18 protein-coding genes are annotated in these 18,549 nt (G+C 45.1%); 14 read left to right on the top strand and 4 right to left on the bottom strand.

Annotation, left to right across the window (positions count from 1 at the left end):
* Nucleotides 1-44 precede the first annotated feature (44 nt).
* The gene (locus R7P72_RS15915) at nucleotides 45-1,517 is read right to left on the bottom strand and encodes an aminoacyl-histidine dipeptidase (protein WP_005381594.1); all 1,473 of its coding nucleotides are present in this window, start codon (nucleotides 1,515-1,517) and stop codon (nucleotides 45-47) included.
* A 1,025-nt stretch (nucleotides 1,518-2,542) separates the two neighbouring features.
* On the opposite strand from R7P72_RS15915, the gene R7P72_RS15910 reads away from it, so the two are divergent.
* The 14 genes from R7P72_RS15910 to pgpA all read left to right on the top strand — a co-directional run bounded on the left by R7P72_RS15910 (nucleotide 2,543) and on the right by pgpA (nucleotide 15,418).
* Nucleotides 2,543-3,832: an NCS2 family permease gene (locus tag R7P72_RS15910; RefSeq protein ID WP_005381592.1), complete on the top strand. Its 1,290-nt coding sequence runs from the start codon at nucleotides 2,543-2,545 to the stop codon at nucleotides 3,830-3,832.
* Nucleotides 3,833-4,095: 263 nt separating this feature from the next.
* Nucleotides 4,096-4,560, top strand: a complete 465-nt coding sequence (gene tet(34), locus R7P72_RS15905) for an oxytetracycline resistance phosphoribosyltransferase domain-containing protein Tet(34) (protein ID WP_005381590.1) — start codon at nucleotides 4,096-4,098, stop codon at nucleotides 4,558-4,560.
* A gap of 91 nt (nucleotides 4,561-4,651) precedes the next feature.
* Nucleotides 4,652-5,899 carry an esterase FrsA gene (gene frsA, locus R7P72_RS15900; protein WP_005381586.1) on the top strand — a complete coding sequence of 416 codons (1,248 nt, stop codon included), beginning with the start codon at nucleotides 4,652-4,654 and terminating at the stop codon, nucleotides 5,897-5,899.
* A 115-nt stretch (nucleotides 5,900-6,014) separates the two neighbouring features.
* Nucleotides 6,015-6,404, top strand: coding sequence for a sigma factor-binding protein Crl (gene crl / locus R7P72_RS15895; RefSeq protein WP_005381584.1), 390 nt, complete (start codon nucleotides 6,015-6,017; stop codon nucleotides 6,402-6,404).
* Between the two features lie 121 nt (nucleotides 6,405-6,525).
* On the top strand, nucleotides 6,526-7,665 hold the full coding sequence (gene proB / locus R7P72_RS15890; protein WP_017820604.1) for a glutamate 5-kinase: 1,140 nt from the start codon (nucleotides 6,526-6,528) through the stop codon (nucleotides 7,663-7,665).
* 17 nt (nucleotides 7,666-7,682) lie between these two features.
* A complete protein-coding gene (locus tag R7P72_RS15885) occupies nucleotides 7,683-8,933 on the top strand; it encodes a glutamate-5-semialdehyde dehydrogenase (protein ID WP_017635685.1) in 1,251 nt (416 codons plus the stop codon).
* Between the two features lie 206 nt (nucleotides 8,934-9,139).
* Complete coding sequence (nrdR, locus tag R7P72_RS15880) at nucleotides 9,140-9,589, top strand: transcriptional regulator NrdR (protein WP_005381578.1); 450 nt, start codon at nucleotides 9,140-9,142, stop codon at nucleotides 9,587-9,589.
* A 7-nt stretch (nucleotides 9,590-9,596) separates the two neighbouring features.
* On the top strand, nucleotides 9,597-10,724 hold the full coding sequence (gene ribD, locus R7P72_RS15875; RefSeq protein WP_213907320.1) for a bifunctional diaminohydroxyphosphoribosylaminopyrimidine deaminase/5-amino-6-(5-phosphoribosylamino)uracil reductase RibD: 1,128 nt from the start codon (nucleotides 9,597-9,599) through the stop codon (nucleotides 10,722-10,724).
* Between the two features lie 8 nt (nucleotides 10,725-10,732).
* Complete coding sequence (locus R7P72_RS15870; protein WP_005381574.1) at nucleotides 10,733-11,386, top strand: riboflavin synthase; 654 nt, start codon at nucleotides 10,733-10,735, stop codon at nucleotides 11,384-11,386.
* Nucleotides 11,387-11,559: 173 nt separating this feature from the next.
* A complete protein-coding gene (gene ribBA, locus R7P72_RS15865; protein WP_005381573.1) occupies nucleotides 11,560-12,669 on the top strand; it encodes a bifunctional 3,4-dihydroxy-2-butanone-4-phosphate synthase/GTP cyclohydrolase II in 1,110 nt (369 codons plus the stop codon).
* Between the two features lie 169 nt (nucleotides 12,670-12,838).
* Entirely contained in the window at nucleotides 12,839-13,309 is a 471-nt protein-coding gene (gene ribE / locus R7P72_RS15860; protein WP_005381572.1) for a 6,7-dimethyl-8-ribityllumazine synthase, read from the top strand.
* The gene (nusB, locus tag R7P72_RS15855; protein ID WP_005381571.1) at nucleotides 13,309-13,776 is read left to right on the top strand and encodes a transcription antitermination factor NusB; all 468 of its coding nucleotides are present in this window, start codon (nucleotides 13,309-13,311) and stop codon (nucleotides 13,774-13,776) included. Before ribE ends, nusB begins: the two co-directional genes overlap by 1 nt.
* Nucleotides 13,777-13,854: 78 nt before the next feature.
* Nucleotides 13,855-14,820 carry a thiamine-phosphate kinase gene (thiL, locus tag R7P72_RS15850; RefSeq protein ID WP_005381570.1) on the top strand — a complete coding sequence of 322 codons (966 nt, stop codon included), beginning with the start codon at nucleotides 13,855-13,857 and terminating at the stop codon, nucleotides 14,818-14,820.
* A gap of 91 nt (nucleotides 14,821-14,911) precedes the next feature.
* Nucleotides 14,912-15,418 (top strand): phosphatidylglycerophosphatase A, encoded by a 507-nt coding sequence (gene pgpA / locus R7P72_RS15845; protein WP_005381569.1) that lies wholly within the window; start codon nucleotides 14,912-14,914, stop codon nucleotides 15,416-15,418.
* 58 nt (nucleotides 15,419-15,476) lie between these two features.
* Here the strand turns inward: pgpA and dxs are convergent, their stop codons facing one another.
* From dxs to xseB, 3 genes are read right to left on the bottom strand one after another with little or no spacing between them, the layout of a single operon-like run.
* Nucleotides 15,477-17,342 carry a 1-deoxy-D-xylulose-5-phosphate synthase gene (gene dxs / locus R7P72_RS15840; protein WP_005381568.1) on the bottom strand — a complete coding sequence of 622 codons (1,866 nt, stop codon included), beginning with the start codon at nucleotides 17,340-17,342 and terminating at the stop codon, nucleotides 15,477-15,479.
* Nucleotides 17,343-17,362: 20 nt separating this feature from the next.
* Nucleotides 17,363-18,247, bottom strand: a complete 885-nt coding sequence (ispA, locus tag R7P72_RS15835) for a (2E,6E)-farnesyl diphosphate synthase (protein WP_213907319.1) — start codon at nucleotides 18,245-18,247, stop codon at nucleotides 17,363-17,365.
* A 21-nt stretch (nucleotides 18,248-18,268) separates the two neighbouring features.
* Complete coding sequence (gene xseB / locus R7P72_RS15830) at nucleotides 18,269-18,511, bottom strand: exodeoxyribonuclease VII small subunit (RefSeq protein WP_005381566.1); 243 nt, start codon at nucleotides 18,509-18,511, stop codon at nucleotides 18,269-18,271.
* Nucleotides 18,512-18,549 lie beyond the last annotated feature (38 nt).

Here is an 18,549-nt window from a genome sequence, read left to right as displayed (position 1 = left end):
AAAAGGGTGCCGTATGGCACCCTTTGTCATTTTTCGTGATTGAATTATGCTTTCTCTGGAATCGCTTCTAAAAGCGCGACCATCTGATCCCAGTACAACTGAACAGTATCAATCTTCACTTTCTCATCTGGAGAGTGAGGGAATTTTATTGTTGGACCGAAAGAAACCATATCCATGTGTGGGTATGGTTCTTTAAATAGGCCACACTCAAGACCAGCATGGATGACCATGATGTTCGGCTTATGACCGTAAATGCCTTCATACATATCACGGAAAATTGCCATGATCTCGGAATCTGCATCTGGCTTCCAGCCAGGGTAAGCGCCTGAGAACTGAATTTGTGCGCCTGCTAGCTCAGTAATCGAGCGCAGCATGCTTTCCACTTGGCTACGGCCAGAGTCAATGAGAGAACGAATCAAGCAAAGCACGGTGACTTTATTTTCTTCTGTGCTGATCACACCAACGTTTAGAGAAGTTTCAACAACGCCTTCCACCTCATCACTCATACGGATTACGCCGTTTGGACAAGCGTTAAGTGCCGCAATGAATCGTTGCTGATCGGCGATTGAAAATACTTGCGCGTCAGTCGTGATCGCTTCATTAAAGGTTACGATACCTGTTTCGATTTTACCCAATTCAGTTTTAAGCAGCTCAGTGTAGTGGTTGAACAGCTCAGCAAGTTTGTCTTGGTTTTCGACAGGAAGCGCGACAGTAACAAACGCTTCGCGAGGGATTGCATTACGTAAGCTACCACCACGGAATTCGACTAAACGTAAATCAAGCTCTTGAGCATGACCGGCAAGGAAACGACCAAGTAATTTGTTGGCATTACCGCGACCTGTGTGAATGTCACAACCTGAGTGACCACCTTTTAGGCCTTTCAGCGTCAGTTGGCGTGTTACAAAACCTGCAGGCGTTGATTCTCGAGAAATATCGAAAGTCATGGTGCCATCAACGCCACCTGCACAACCCATGTAGACTTCGCCTTCTTGCTCAGAGTCTGTATTTAGAAGAATCTCACCCTCTAACCAACCAGCTTCAAGGCCAAATGCGCCAGTCATGCCTGCTTCTTCATCAATCGTCAGCAGAACTTCGAGTGGACCGTGCTTAATATCTTTAGATGCCAATACAGCAAGGCAAGAAGCCATACCAATACCGTTATCTGCACCAAGCGTCGTGCCTTTCGCAGTTACCCATTCGCCATCGATGTAAGGCTGGATTGGATCTTTGGTGAAGTCGTGTTCAGTGTCTTCGTTTTTCTGCGGCACCATGTCGATGTGTGCTTGAAGTACAACAGCCTTCTTATTTTCCATTCCTGGTGTCGCGGGCTTTTTGATGAACACGTTACCAGTTGGATCACGGCGAACGTCAAAGCCTTGCTCTGTTGCCCAGTTGATAATGTACTGTGCTAATGCTTCTTCATGTTTCGATGGATGAGGGATAGAACAAATCTTATCGAAAAACTGCCAAAGTGGAGCAGGTGATAAGGTACTGATCTCAGAATGGAACTCAGACACGGAGGACTCCTTTTGATGTGCTTTGCCAAATATATACCGTAAAAATATTGTCAAGGTAGCATTAAATGCTAGACGATTTGGCCTTCAAATTGCCGTTAGCATACCACCAGATAAGGAGTACGAGTAGTCGCGATCACAAGGATTTCTCTCAGAACTGTCACAGTTTGTGAATACAATAACAAGCACTATGTGTTCTCTATCATACATTCTGAAAGTGGCTTTATTTTTCAATTCATAAAATTGTAATTTAATTACATATAAACTTTGATAAAGGTCAATTTATGTATTTTTTGTGATTCCAGTCACTAAAATGCTTGTAATTAAATTTCTTGGTGGTATATTTGTAACCAGCTTCTGAGAGAAGAATGAAATGCTCAAAGGATGAGTCCGTTTTATCGCCTCCAAGGAACCGAGAAATCAACGAATGTTTAATTGATTTAAAAGGTGATAGTTATGAAAGGTTTACCAAGTACAATGTTCTGGAATAGCAAGTCTGTTTACACCGGTAACTTTGTATACCCAACAAGCTTTGGCTACTAAGTGAAGTCAACGCATGTGACTCGAACAGTTTGTTCACCCCTATAAATTGGAATTTTTTTTCAGTGATAGTGCTGACATGATTCACCGCCACCCACATTGGGTGGCGTTTTTTTATCTCTATTTTCTCTTCCTGACTCACTTATTGCCATCAAAGCCTTCTTCTATTCCCCATTCTTCGGTTTTATCGACTTTTCCATCAAATCTGTTAGATACCATGTTAAAAATGGGCCTTTTTCATCTGAAAGTTTAGTACATTGCTCAGTTTTTATTCTCTTTTAGGGAACTGTGTTATCTAGGTTACCTATTGTTTTGTAAGAATATATTCCTTTGCCTACTTTGATAGGTTAGAGAATGTGTTTCATATCCAAAGAAAAAAAACGCATTAGAGTGAAGATTCTATCTAGAATTTGCTATTTGATAACTTTATAATTCCCGCCAATCGATTACGCAACCGTTTACTTTTTTTACCTTTACAGGATTCGATCATGCTCGAGAGGCTTTTTAAACTCAGTGAAAATGGCACAAATGTGCGTACTGAGATCATTGCAGGTGTTACGACCTTCCTAACTATGGCTTACATTATTTTTGTAAACCCAGCGATCCTGTCGGATACCGGTATGGACCGTGGCGCCATTTTTGTCGCAACTTGTCTTGCTGCCGCAATCGGCTGTTTTATCATGGGATTTGTTGCCAATTACCCAATCGCACAGGCACCAGGAATGGGCCTGAACGCATTTTTTACTTACTCTGTTGTATTAGGAATGGGTTATACGTGGCAAGTTGCGTTGGCGGCTGTATTTGTTTCTGGCCTTCTGTTCATTCTTTTAAGCGTATTTAAGATCCGTGAGTGGATTATTAACTCGATCCCGCATTCTCTACGAACAGGTATTTCAGCTGGTATTGGTCTTTTCTTAGCGTTTATCGCATTAAAAAATGCAGGTATCGTCGTTGATAACCCAGCGACATTAGTTTCTATGGGAGAGATCACATCATTGCCATCTGTATTGGCCGCGATTGGCTTCTTTCTTACGATTGCATTGGTTCACCGTGGTGTGAAAGGTGCGGTGATGATCGCTATTCTTGGCGTTACAGCGCTTGGTCTTCTATTTGGTGATGTGCAGTGGGGCGGTATTATGTCAACGCCACCAAGCATTGCGCCAACTTTCATGCAACTGGATTTCTCTGGTTTGTTTGAAGTAGGCATGATTTCCGTCGTATTTGCTTTCCTATTTGTCGATTTATTTGACACCGCAGGTACGCTCGTTGGCGTTTCTCAAAAAGCAGGTCTAACTGATGAGAATGGCAACATCCCTCGTTTAAACAAAGCGTTACTTGCAGACTCAACAGCAACGTCAGTAGGTGCATTACTTGGTACCTCTAACACGACATCTTATATTGAAAGCGTTTCTGGTGTGGCTGCGGGTGGGCGTACTGGTCTAACAGCCGTGGTTGTTGGTGTACTCTTCCTACTTGCTCTATTGTTCTCACCACTTGCGGGCATGATCCCTGCTTATGCAACGTCAGGTGCGCTATTCTATGTGGCGATCTTGATGCTGTCTGGGCTAGTAAGCATTGATTGGCGTGACTTAACTGAAGCGTCGCCAGTTGTTGTGACTTGTTTGGTGATGCCGCTAACATTCTCGATTGCAGAAGGTATCACGTTAGGCTTTATCGCATACGCGGCGATCAAATTATTTAGCGGCAAGGGCCGTGAAGTGTCGATGAGTGTATGGGTGATGTCAGCCATCTTCATCGTTAAATACCTCGTCGGTTAATTTCTCGAGCAAAAAGCCAGTGTGGATTTATTCACGCTGGCTTTTTCTTTTTTACGTTGTTCACAGAAGACGGTTTTTCTGCGGAATAGGCAGAGAATTTTGATATCACCGTTGGTATTAGCGGTGTGTTTCGGTAGAATAATCGTTTGCGCAGCTTGAAATCCTCGTCTCCAAACATTTTGGAGAAGTTAGTGAGCATTCCGCTTTTGAGTGACTTCGCTAGATTTTGAGGATGCATATTTTCAAATTATTAGGTTATTACAATGAGTAAAAAATTCATTATCACTTGGGATGCAATGCAGACTTACTGCCGTGAACTGGCTGAAAAACAAATGCCAGCTGAGCAATGGAAAGGAATTTGGGCGGTAAGCCGCGGCGGTTTGGTTCCTGGCGCTATTTTGGCTCGTGAACTGGGTATTCGTTACGTTGATACAATCTGTATTTCAAGCTACGACCATGATCATCAGCGCGACATGACGGTACTAAAAGCACCTGAAGGTGATGGCGAAGGTTACCTAATCGTTGAAGACCTAGTAGACAGTGGTGATACAGCGCGCAAACTACGTGAGATGTATCCAAAAGCGAAAATGATCGCTGTGTGTGCGAAACCATCAGGCAAAGAGCTGCTGGATGATTACGTTGTAGATATTGCTCAAGACACTTGGATCGAGCAGCCTTGGGATATGTCAATCCAGTATGCTGAGCCAGTAAACCGCAAGCAAAAATAAGCGCGGTTAAAGAATATTGAGAAATGCCCCTTTATAGGGGCATTTTTTTTATTATGATATTAAATCATGCTAATAGCCTAGGGTTCTTCCTATGTCTGAAGACGTCAGTAAAAATCTTTCCGAAACTTTGTTCGTGAAACATAAGCAAGCAAAAGAAACCTCCGCGCTTACCCAGTACATGCCGACCAGTAAAAAAATACTTGATGAACGAGAAGCGCAAGGTGATCGTGCTTGGTATCGTCATTTGCGTCGCTTGCAATGGGCTTGGCAAGGATTGTCTCCGATCGAAATGGAAGGCGTACTGTCTAAAATTGCTTCATCTTCTCACTCGCGAACCAATGATGATTGGTTAGACACTGTAATGGGTTATCACAGTGGTAACTGGACATTTGAGTGGATCAAGCTTGGTATGGATCATCAGAAGCGAGCAAATGAAATGCAAGGAGAAGAGGCAGCGGATGAACTCTTCACTGCTTCTTTGTGTTTTAGTATTGCAGGCTACCCACATTTAAAAAATGACAATTTGGCATCGCAGGCTCAAGTACTGGCAAACAAAGCGTATTCTGACGGCGCAGAAAAAACTAAGTACACCATCAAGCAAATTGAAGTGCCTTACCAAAATCGCAAAATCATCGCGAACCTCCATTTACCAAGAACGGATAAACAGTTGCCTGTGGTCATGGTGAGCGCTGGTTTGGATACTCTACAAACCGACATGTGGCGTTTGTTCCGTAATCGTCTTGCACCGCGAGATATTGCGATGTTAACCGTAGACATGCCTTCGGTAGGGCATAGCTCTCATTGGCCCTTGACCGAGAATTCAAGTTGCCTACATCAAGCGGTATTGAATGAGCTTTACTCGCTACCTTGGGTTGATCATCACAAAGTGGGGTTAGTTGGGTTTCGTTTTGGTGGTAATGCCATGATCAGACTCTCTTTTGTCGAGCAGGAAAAGATCAAAGCTTGTGTCGCTCTAGGCGCACCCGTACATGATATTTTTACTTCCCCTCAGAAGTTACAAAAAATGCCGAAGATGTATTTAGATCTTTTGGCTTCCCGTTTGGGGAAAAATGCGGTTGATATTAATAGCATGGCTGGTCAGATGATGGCGTGGTCATTGAAGGTTCAGGGCTTCCTGAGCAGTCGAAAAACCAAAGTGCCTATTTTGGCTTTGAGTCTTGAAGGCGATCCAGTGTCGCCACACAGTGATAATCAACTTGTTGCTCTATTTAGCCAGTATGGTAGAGCAAAAAAAATCAGTTCCAAAACAATTACAAAAGGATATGAGCAATCCCTCGATTTAGCCATAAAGTGGCTAGAAGATGAATTATTAGGGTGACAATTCTCCTAAATTAGTTAAGAGTGATATATCTGAGCAAAAAATAAGCTCATGATAATTAAAAATAATAATCATTCTTGGGTGTTTACTTTTAACTATGAAAACGGAGATTCATATGTCAGAGACGACTCAGGGCCCGACTCACTTTCGCTTGATGTCAAAGTTGAAGGCGATAGGGCCTTACCTGCGCGAACCACAATCGCAAGAAGGGCGCTATTATTTTGATTGTTTATCTGTATGTGTAGACGACAAAAAATCGCCTGAGAAGCGTGAATTTTGGGGCTGGTGGATGGATTTGGAATCCATCGAGGGAGGCTTTACTGCTAAATATCATATTGGCAAGTACAACAAAGAAGGGCAATGGGTATCTGAAGCCCTTCCCAAAAAAGTGGTAGAGGAAGTGTATCTCACGCAGAGCACATTCCATCAAAAGCTGGTTGATACTTTAGAAGAACACTTCAAATTAGAAGTCGAATATCACACGGAGTCTTTCGATTTCGCTTAATTTGGTTGTTTTCATTTAATACCAAACAAAAAGGTGCGAAAACGCACCTTTTCTCTTGTTAATTCCCTATTTGATTGTTAAAACATCCTCTCTTTATTTGTTTTTCACTTCAGAAGACATCATGACAACGAATCAACAAAATGCAGTTGTTTCACAACCACAAACTGTCGTTGTGAAACTGGGTACAAGTGTGCTGACAGGCGGCACTCTGGCACTCGACCGTGCACACATGGTTGAGTTAGCACGCCAGTGTGCTGAGCTTAAAAAACAAGGCCATTCAATCGTAATGGTTTCGTCTGGTGCGATTGCAGCAGGCCGTGAGCATCTTGGTTACCCCGCATTGCCCAACGAGATGGCGAGTAAGCAGTTACTTGCCGCGGTGGGGCAGAGTCGCTTGATTCAAACATGGGAGTCTTTGTTTGGTATTTATGGTATCAAGATCGGCCAAATGCTACTAACCCGTGCCGATTTAGAAGATCGTGAGCGATTCCTTAACGCGCGTGACACTATTAATGCGCTCGTTGCGAACGATATTGTTCCTATCGTAAACGAAAATGATGCCGTTGCGACTAGCGAGATTAAAGTTGGCGATAACGACAACCTTTCCGCTTTGGTAGGCATTTTATGTGGTGCAGATAAGCTCTTGCTTTTAACGGACCAAAAAGGTCTGTTTACTGCTGACCCTCGTAGAGATCCGAACGCAGAGCTTATCAAGGAAGTAAAAACCATCGACGATACGCTGCGTAAAATCGCAGGTGGAAGCGGTACAACATTGGGTACTGGTGGTATGGCAACGAAGTTGCAAGCCGCAGACATCGCTCGCCGCGCAGGTATAGAGGTTATTATTGCTGCTGGTAGTGCGCCGAATGTTATCTTTGACTCTTTAAGTGCTGAACCTCAGGGCACGCGCTTCCTACCTTGCGCTGAAGCCTTAGAGAACCGTAAACGCTGGATTCTAGCGGGACCTGCGGCATCGGGCGACATCATTATTGATGATGGTGCAGTCAATGCTGTGGTCGGCAAGGGCAGTAGCCTACTTGCTAAAGGGGTCATCAAAGTTAGTGGTGACTTCGCACGAGGCGAAGTGGCGCGTGTAACAAACGCTCACGGTAAGTTGGTGGCTCGTGGCATCAGCGCCTACTCAAGTGATGACCTAACTAAAATTACGGGTAAGCACAGTAAAGATATCATCTCTATTTTGGGTCATGATTATGGCTCTGAGGTGATTCACCGCGATGATTTGGTCGTCATTCAGGAATAGAATTAGAGGGAAGCAAAGTGGATTTAACGAATATGGGTAAAGCTGCTAAAGATGCAGCTTTCGAATTAGCGACAGCGTCAACTGCGCAAAAAAACCAAGCATTAGCCATCATTGCTGATGAGCTAGAAGCAAACTCTGCTGCTATTTTGGCGGCAAACGCTAAAGACATCGAACTTGGCCGTGAAGCGGGTTTAACCGATGCGCTGCTCGATCGCCTTTTGCTTAATGAAGAACGATTGACTGCAATTGCGAATGATGTTCGCAACGTCATTAGCTTGAACGATCCTGTAGGCAGCGAAATAGACAGTAAGGTACTGGAAAATGGGATGTCACTGTCTCGTCGTCGCGTGCCGCTTGGTGTCGTGGGCGTAATTTATGAAGCGCGTCCAAACGTAACCATTGATATCGCAGCGTTGTGCTTGAAAACCGGCAACGCAAGCATTTTACGTGGTGGCAAAGAGACCTTTTTCTCGAATATGGAATTAGTGAAGGTTATTCAGTCTGCGCTCGCAAAGGCGAACCTTCCAGCCGCTTCTGTGCAGTACATTGAAAAACCAGATCGTGAGCTTGTTTCTCAATTGCTTAAGTTGGACGATTACGTCGACATGATCATTCCACGCGGTGGTGCTGGCCTACACAAAATGTGTAAAGAAAACAGCACGATTCCGGTGATTATTGGTGGCTTTGGTATCAGCCATATCTTTGTCGACGAATCCGCTGATCTAGAGAAATCCCTGAATGTGGTTGAGAACTCTAAAGTTCAACGTCCATCTGCGTGTAACTCATTAGATACGCTGCTCGTGCATGAAAAAATTGCAGCGCAATTCCTACCAATGATCGTAGAGCGCATGAACGATAAAGTGACCTTCGTGACAGAGCCTAAGGCAAAAGCACTGATGCCTCAAGCAACACAAATTCGCGATGCTGTTGAAGGTGACTTTGATACGGAATGGTTGAGCTACACTCTTGGTGTAAAAGTTGTGTCTGATGTGAAAGATGCCATTGATCATATGCGTGTCCATAACGCGAGCCACTCAGATGCGATCATGACCAATAGCTTGGAAAACTCAGAGCTGTTCATCAATTCTGTCGGTTCGGCGGCGGTTTATGTGAATGCTTCAACGCGCTTTACAGACGGTGCGCAATTTGGCCTTGGCGCAGAAGTCGCAGTATCTACGCAAAAGCTACATGCACGCGGTCCGATGGGCTTAGAAGAGCTAACTAGCTACAAGTGGGTTGGTAAAGCGAACTACTTAGCACGCAGTTAACACATTCGACGAGATCTTGAGTGAAAAAGGGGCCTTTGCGCCCCTTTTTGTTTTGTCTAACATACCAATTCCGCTACACTACATGAGCTTTTATTTCGGTTTGAAAGCGTTATACCCAAATAGCTTTAATAGAGTCCGTATAACCATGAACGCGTGGTTATCCGTGATTGCTCATGAGGTTATTTTGGTATAGATATGGAGGTGATATGCATTGTCCTTTTTGTTCCGAGAACGATACCAAAGTTATTGATTCCCGCTTAGTGGCTGATGGCCATCAAGTTCGACGTCGCCGTCAGTGCTTGGCGTGTAGCGAGCGTTTCACTACGTTTGAAAGCGCAGAGTTAGTGATGCCTAAAGTGATCAAATCGAATGGCAACCGTGAACCATTTGATGAAGATAAAATGGTTGGCGGTATTCAACGCGCTTTAGAGAAACGCCCAGTGAGTGCCGATTCTATAGAGTTAGCGATCAGTATGATCAAATCACAACTGCGTGCGACGGGTGAGCGAGAGGTTCCGAGTGAAATGATTGGTAATTTAGTCATGGACCAGCTCAAAGAGCTCGATAAGGTGGCTTACATTCGTTTCGCTTCCGTTTACCGCAGCTTTGAAGATATTCGCGAGTTTGGCGAAGAGATTGCCCGCCTAGAAGACTGAGTAGCTCATGACTCAACACACTCTTGAAAGAGCGTTTTCTGATTTAGATTTCGCCATGATGTCACGAGCTATTAAGTTAGCGAAACGTGGCATTTATACCACCGCCCCTAATCCAAATGTAGGGTGTGTCATCGTTCGTGATGAAGAAATTGTCGGTGAAGGTTATCACCATCGTGCTGGTGAGCCGCATGCCGAGGTGCACGCGATGCGCATGGCGGGTGAAAAAGCAGTTGGTGCAACCGCTTATGTGACGCTAGAACCTTGCTCTCATTACGGCCGTACACCGCCATGTGCCGAAGGGCTGATTAAAGCCAAAGTGGCACGTGTGGTTTGCGCCATGGTAGACCCAAACCCGAAAGTTGCAGGTCGCGGCATCCAGATGTTACGTGATGCCGGAATTGAAGTACAAATCGGCTTGTTAGAGCAAGATGCCCTTGCCCTCAACCCTGGTTTTATAAAGTACATGCGTACAGGCATGCCGTTTGTTCAATTAAAAATGGCAGCCAGTTTGGATGGGCAAAGCGCACTCAGTAATGGTCAGAGCCAATGGATCACCTCCCCAGCGGCCCGCCAAGATGTGCAGCGTTATCGAGCGATAAGTGGTGGCATTCTTTCTACTAGCAAAACGGTGATTGATGATAATGCATCACTCAATGTGCGCTGGGATGACTTACCTAATAGTGTTCAAGCGCAGTATTTACAAGAAGAGCTTCGTCAACCAGTACGTGTAATCTTAGACCGTCAGAACCATTTAACTGATGCGCTCAAGCTGTTCCATACCGATGGAGAACGAGTTATTGTTAGCTCTGATGGAGACTGTATCCCTCTATTGGACAGCGCTGACCAAATTGACTTATCAACGACATTAAAACGTATCTCGGATGAGCACCACATCAATCACTTATGGGTTGAAGCTGGAGCTACGCTAGCGAGTGCGATGATAAAGGCTAATCTTGTAGATGAGCTCATTGTTTACCTTGCGCCAAAACTCATGGGCAGCGATGGTCGGGGGCTTATCGGTGCTTTAGGGTTAAGCGCTATGGCTGACGTCATTGATTTAAACATTACAGACGTTCGTATGGTCGGGGTAGACATTCGCATCACCGCCACCATCAAACGTAATGAACTTAGATAAGAAATAGTATGTTTACAGGAATAGTAGAAGCAGTTGGCAAGTTAGCTGCGATTACGCCGAAGGGCGAAGATATCACCGTCACGGTTGAAACTGGTACGCTTGATATGTCAGACGTTAAGTTAGGCGATAGCATTGCGACCAATGGTGTTTGCTTAACGGTAGTTGACTTCGGAAGCCACTATTACAGTGCTGATCTGTCATTAGAAACCTTGAAGAAAACTGGGTTTGCTGAATACCAAGTAGGCGATAAGGTGAATCTAGAAAAAGCCATGTTGCCAACAACGCGATTGGGTGGACATATCGTTTCTGGCCATGTCGATGGGGTTGGTGAAATTGTCGAACGCAATTCAGTTGGCCGTGCGATAGAGTTTTGGGTTGCAATGCCTGCGGAAATTAGCAAGTACGTTGCAGAGAAAGGCTCGATTACTGTTGATGGTATTAGCCTAACCGTCAACGACTTACGTAAAAATGCTTTTAAGCTGACGATCGTTCCTCATACGAGTGAAGAAACTACGATTGACCAGTTTCAAGTGGGGCGCAAAGTCAACTTAGAAGTTGATGTACTTGCGCGTTATATGGAGCGTTTACTGCAAGGACAACAAGAAGATAAGGCCGAGTCTCGTATCACGATGGACTTTTTACAGCAAAACGGTTTTGCATAAGTCTTGGGAGTGGCTGCGTGAGGCATGCGATAAAGAGCAGACTCACAGAACACCGCGAGATTCATTGACTTGCTTAATGCAAAGCTCAAACTATTGACCTAACTAGCATTCACTGCAACGTAATTTTTCATTGCTGTCGCAATAACAAATTTAGAATAACGGGATAACAGACTATGCCAATCAGTACGCCACAAGAAATTATTGATGATATTCGCGCAGGCAAAATGGTCATCCTAATGGATGATGAAGACCGCGAGAATGAAGGTGACTTGATCATGGCTGCCGAGCATATTACGCCGGAAGCCATCAACTTTATGGCAACCTATGGCCGTGGCCTGATTTGTTTAACCATGACCAAAGATCGTTGCGAAAGTCTAGGTCTGCCACCAATGGTGCAAGACAATAATGCGCAATACACCACCAACTTTACTGTTTCGATTGAGGCAGCAGAAGGGGTAACGACTGGTATTTCAGCCGCAGATCGCGCACGTACCGTTCAAGCAGCAGTCGCGCCAAACGCTAAAGCTGCGGATTTGGTGCAGCCTGGTCACATCTTCCCTCTCGCAGCTCAAGACGGCGGTGTACTGACTCGCGCAGGTCACACTGAAGCTGGCTGTGATTTGGCTCGTCTTGCTGGTTTAGAGCCAGCATCGGTGATTGTTGAGATCTTAAATGACGACGGCACCATGGCTCGTCGCCCAGATCTAGAGATCTTTGCAGAGAAGCACGGTATTAAATTGGGCACTATTGCCGACCTAATTGAGTACCGCAATAACACTGAGACAACGATTGAACGTGTGGCAGAGTGCAAGCTACCGACAGAGTTTGGCGAGTTCACGTTAGTCACTTACAAAGACACCATTGATAACCAAGTGCACTACGCAATGTGCAAGGGCGATTTGAAAGAAAAAGCGCCACTGGTTCGCGTTCATCTTCAAGACGTTTTTACCGACTTACTACGTAGCGATCGTAATGCAGAGCGCAGCTGGACACTAGATAAGGCAATGAAACGCATTGGTGAAGAAGGCGGTGTGCTGGTTGTTCTTGGCCATGAAGAATCGACCGATCTACTTATTCATCGCGTGAAGATGTTCGAAGCGCAAGACAAAGGTGAAGCCCCAACGCTTGCTAAAAAACAAGGCACGTCTCGCCGTGTTGGCGTTGGTTCACAGATTCTTGCGGATCTCGGTGTACATGATATGCGCCTTCTGTCATCGACCAACAAAAAGTACCACGCGTTAGGTGGTTTTGGTCTGAACGTTGTTGAGTACGTCTGCGAGTAACAACCGAACAATAAGTTCCTAGTCTTTGACGTGCTTAACTCGTCAATGGCTAGGAACCGGTGATTTGCCTCCAATTTCCATTAGATATTGCTCACAAATTTGTGCTAGAATCCGGCGATTCTCACTTGATGAACATATTTCACTTATAAATAGAGTTAAAGGAAAGCTTATGAAAGTGATCGAGGGTGGCTTCCCAGCGCCAAATGCAAAAATTGCTATCGTTATTTCTCGTTTCAACAGTTTTATTAACGAAAGCCTACTTTCTGGTGCGATCGATACACTAAAGCGTCACGGACAAGTAAGCGAAGACAACATCACGGTTGTGCGTTGTCCAGGTGCCGTAGAACTACCTCTAGTAGCTCAGCGTGTTGCTAAAACTGGCAAATTCGACGCTATTGTTTCTCTAGGGTCTGTTATTCGCGGTGGAACGCCTCACTTTGACTATGTTTGTAGTGAAATGAACAAAGGTCTAGCACAAGTGTCTATGGAATTCAGCATTCCAGTAGCATTTGGTGTTTTGACTGTTGATACGATCGATCAAGCGATTGAACGCGCAGGAACCAAGGCTGGTAATAAAGGTGCAGAGGCTGCACTAAGCGCACTTGAAATGATTAATGTACTATCTGAAATTGATTCCTAATGGGGGCCAGTGTGAAACCAGCCGCACGTCGTAACGCACGTCAATTCGCTCTACAGGCGATCTACTCATGGCAAATTACTAAAGAGAATGTTGCCAAGATTGAAGAACAGTTTTTGTCTGGCGACAAATACGATGAAGAAGAACTTCATGCATCTGAGCCAGCGCTTGCTGCTCCAGAGACAGACGTAGCTTACTTCCGTGAACTATTAAGCGGTGTTGTACTTAGCCACGCTGAGCTAGATAGCAAAATTCGTCCATACATCTCTCGTCCTATGCAGGATTTAGATATGATGGAACTTGCTCTTCTTCGCCTTGCTATGTACGAGATGACTCGTCGCGAAGATGTTCCTTACAAAGTTGTTATCAATGAAGCGATTGAACTTGCAAAAGTTTTCGCAGCAGAAGATAGCCACAAGTTTGTGAATGGTGTACTTGATAAAGCAGCACCTCACATTCGTAAGAAATAACGATTTCTTCAATGAAAAGGTCAGCACATGCTGACCTTTTTTGTATCAAAAGCTTTTACATCAAAAAGTAAGTGAATTATGTCTGGTGAATTTAATCTGATAGACAAATACTTCGTCGGTCGTCAGAGCCAACGTAAAGATGTCCATCTAGCCGCTGGTGATGATTGCGCTTTGGTCAAAGCGCCAGCTAATGTTCAGATTGCGATTAGCACGGATACATTGGTAGCTGGAACGCATTTCTTAGCCGACGCGAACCCAGCATGGGTCGCACACAAAGCATTGGCTTCTAACATCAGTGATTTGGCGGCGATGGGCGCAACGCCTGCGTGGGTGAGCTTTGCATTAACGATGCCTGAGCCAGATGAAGAATGGCTTGCACCTTTCTGTGATGCATTTTTCGAACTGGCTGATTACTATGGTATTCAGTTAATAGGCGGTGATACCACCAAAGGCCCATTGTGTCTGACACTGACGGTGCAAGGTTTTGTACCTGAAGACAAAGCTCTCACACGTTCCGGCGCCAAGCCTGGGGATTGGGTATATGTAACGGGAAACCTTGGCGATGCAAAAGCTGGCTTGGATGTGATTCTAGATGACTCTCTGCGCAGCAGAGCCGGCGCGGAAGCACTAGAGCGAGCTCATTATCTTAGTTCTCCGCGTGTGCTTGCTGGACAAGCTCTTGTTGGCTTAGCCTCGTCGGCGATAGATATTTCAGATGGTTTAATCTCTGATATTAAGCACATTTTACAGCGATCTCAGGTTGGGGTGAGTATTGATGTCTCTCAGCTACCGATCTCTTCAGAATTAGTCCAGTTTTTAGATGATAAGATCAGCGCGCAGCAGTATGCTTTAGCAAGTGGCGAAGAATACGAGTTGTGTTTTACCGTGCCGGAGCAAAATCGAGGCTCGTTACAAAGCGCTTTATCTCATACTGGCTGTAAGGTCACATGTATTGGTCAAATCCGACCAAATGGAACCTTCGAGCTGCATGATAACAATCAACCACTTGATTGGGACTTAAGTGGCTTCGACCACTTTAAATGATCTGAGCTAAGCTCTAGCCAAGAGCCTGTTACTATTGAGTAACTCGCAGGCATGACGATTGAAACCAAACTAGCAGTATAGGTTTAAGGATATGACCAACCCTCTTTCTCTGATTTCATTAAAGAATCCGTGGCATCTATTGGCGACGGGTTTTGGCAGTGGATTATCCCCGTTTATCCCTGGAACAATGGGCACACTGGCGGCCGTGCCTTTCTTTTTGCTGTTGGCACAATTACCATTTACGGCGTATGTCATTGTTGTTCTGATTTCGTGTGTGATCGGCATTCAAATATGCCAAGTGACGTCTGCAGACATGAAAGTACATGATCATGGTTCAATCGTATGGGATGAGTTTGCGGGCTTTTGGATTACGATGAGCATTGTACCTGCACTGAATATTCCACTCACTGAATGGAAGTGGTTGATCACTGGCTTCATCTTATTTCGTTTTTTCGATATGGTAAAACCTTGGCCAATTGGGTGGCTAGATAAGCGAGTTCACGGTGGGCTGGGTATTATGGTTGATGATATCGTGGCGGGAATTATGGCTGGTGTTGCCCTGTTTCTAGTCGCAAAATACGCTGGCTGGATGAATTAAACCATGAACTAAACACTGGACGTAAAAAAGGGATGCCATGAGCATCCCTTTTTACATGCTATTTTGCTAAATAATCCAAGATGGATTTTTCAATTCCTTTTGCATCGAGACCAAGCTCTTCATGCAGTTCATCTTGTGTTCCCTGATGAATAAACTCATCGGGTAAACCTAGGTTTAAGACTGGCTTAATGATTTTATCTTTCATCATGAACTCAACGACACCCGCACCTGCACCACCTGCGATAACATTTTCTTCTAACGTCACGAGCACGTCATGATCTGCGGCTAATTGACGAATTAATGCTTCATCGAGCGGCTTCACAAAGCGCATATCAGCAACAGTGGCGTTAAGGTATTCTGCCGCTTCTAGCGCGTTACCCAAGAAAGTACCAAAGCTCAGAATAGCAACTTTTTCACCTTGGCGAACCATGCGTCCTTTACCGATTTCTAACGCCGTAAACTCAGTTTCGATTTCTACGCCCATCCCGCTACCACGAGGGTATCGAACCGCACTCGGGCCAGAATGCTTATGGCCAGTGTAAAGCATTTGTCGGCACTCGTTTTCGTCGCTTGGCGCCATGATCACCATGTTCGGAATACAGCGCATAAAGCTCAAATCGAACGCACCTTGGTGAGTTTGACCATCTGCGCCAACGAGACCTGCGCGGTCGATCGCAAACATCACTGGTAAATCCATGATCGCGATGTCGTGGATCAGTTGGTCATAACCACGTTGCAAGAAAGTCGAATAGATAGCTACGATTGGATGATCGCCCGCAATTGCCATACCTGTTGCAAGTGTCACTGCGTGCTGCTCAGCAATCGCCACATCAAAGTATTGGTCTGGGTACTCTTTTGAGAAACGCACCATACCTGATCCTTCGCGCATTGCTGGCGTAATTGCCATTAGCTTAGGATCTTGGGCCGCCATGTCACATAAAAAGTCACCGAAGATCTTTGAGTAAGTTGGCTTACCGCCACTGCTCTTCGGCAGACAATTATGCGTTGGATCGAATTTAGGAACACCATGGTAGCCGATAGGATCTTTCTCGGCAGGCTCATAACCTTTGCCTTTCTTGGTCATGATGTGTAGGAACTGAGGACCTTTGAGCTCACGCATATTTTTCAGCGTTTTGACGAGTTCATTGACGTCGTGCCCATCAATCGGGCCAATGTAATTAAAGCCGAACTCTTCGAACAGAGTACCAGGCACTACCATGCCTTTGAGGTGTTCTTCCGTACGGCGAACCAACTCTTTAATAGGTGGAACACCAGACAGCACTTTTTTACCGCCTTCACGGATAGAAGTGTACAAGCTACCAGAAAGTACCTTCGCAAGGTGGTTATTCAGGGCGCCGACGTTTTCTGAAATCGACATTTCGTTGTCGTTCAAAATCACCAACATATCAGGATGAACGTCGCCAGCGTGGTTCATGGCTTCGAATGCCATGCCTGCTGTAATTGCGCCATCGCCAATCACACTGACAATTTTACGGCCTTTACCTTCTTTTTGTGCGCTGATGGCCATGCCAAGACCTGCACTAATCGATGTTGAAGAGTGGCCGACAGATAAGGTGTCATATTCACTTTCTTCACGCCAAGGGAAAGGGTGTAGACCATCCTTTTGGCGAATTGTTGGCATTTTATCGCGACGTCCGGTGAGGATTTTATGCGGGTAAGCCTGATGACCAACATCCCAGATCAATTTGTCGATAGGGGTGTTGTAAACATAATGCAGAGCGACAGTTAGCTCTACGGTGCCTAAGCCAGACGCTAAGTGTCCGCTAGATTGGCTCACTGAATTTAGCAGATACGTTCGCAGTTCATCACACAGATTTGGTAATGTTTCTTTCGGAAGAAGACGTAATTCTTCCGGTGTATTTGCTAACGCCAGTGTTGGGTACTTTGAAATATCAAGAGTCATATAAATGCGCGCTTATAGTGTTAATTTTTGCGCTCGATGACATATCGGGCGAACTCTTCGAGTAACTGAGTATTGTATGGGATAGCTTCCAATGCTTGAAGTGCTTCCTGTAACAGAGTGTGAGCTTTCTCTATGGCTCCCTCTAAACCCAGCAGGGAAGGATAAGTGCTCTTATTCAGACCTTGGTCGGAACCTTGAGGCTTACCCAGTGTTTCTGTGTCACTGATGATATCAAGAATATCGTCTTGAACCTGAAACGCCAAACCAATTGCTTTTGAGTAGCGCTCCAAGTGAGGTAGAACCTCGATACCTTTCTCACCAGCAGCTAATGCACCTAATTTTACCGCACAATCAATCAGAGCTCCGGTTTTTTTACGGTGTATCTCTTCCATTTCTTCAAGAGAAACTTGGCGATTTTCCGCGCCTAAATCTAAGGCTTGCCCTATACACATGCCGCTGGCACCAGAGGAATGCGCTAAGGCTTTGATCATGTTGATGCGTTGAGCTTCTGCCGCCGGGCTTAATTGACCATCAGCAATAATAGTGAAGGCAAGGGTTTGTAGTGCATCACCTGTCAGTATTGCGGTTGCTTCATCAAACTTAATATGACAAGTTGGTTGACCTCGACGCAGTTCATCATCGTCCATGGCTGGCAGATCATCATGAATGAGTGAGTAGGCATGTATACATTCGATAGCAGCGGCGGGGGTGTCTAAGTCTTCAGGTTTACAGCCGAGCATTTGACCTGTGATGTAAACAAGAAAAGGGCGAACGCGTTTCCCACCTAGCAAAAGGCCGTATTTCATTGCTTGAATCAATGGCTGCTCTTGATATGGAAGCTGATCGAGCCACAAATTCAATTGCTGATTGTTTCTTTGTTGAAAAGACGTCAATATCTGTTGCATCACATTGCTCACTACTGATTGTTATTCTGAATCTGGTTTGAAGTCACTCAGTGGTGCTTCATCATCTTCACTAAGAAGAATGCTCACGCGCTGTTCGGCGTCGCTTAATTTAGTTTGGCCTGCACGAGCTAAGGCAATGCCTCGTTCAAACTTACGCAGGGCATCATCTAGAGCAAGATCGCCATTTTCTAATTGATCAACCAAGCTATCAAGCTCTTCAATGGTTGCTTCAAAGGTCATGTTTTCTGGTTTCTTGACCGCCATCTTTTTTCTGCCTTAATCAAGCCTCGGGTAAGATGCAC

The sequence above is a fragment of the Vibrio sp. Vb0888 genome (assembly GCF_033338835.1).
GTDB lineage: Bacteria > Pseudomonadota > Gammaproteobacteria > Enterobacterales > Vibrionaceae > Vibrio > Vibrio alginolyticus.
The sequence above is the reverse complement of the archived record's forward strand: the minus strand, read 5'-3'. Positions and strand labels throughout refer to the sequence as shown.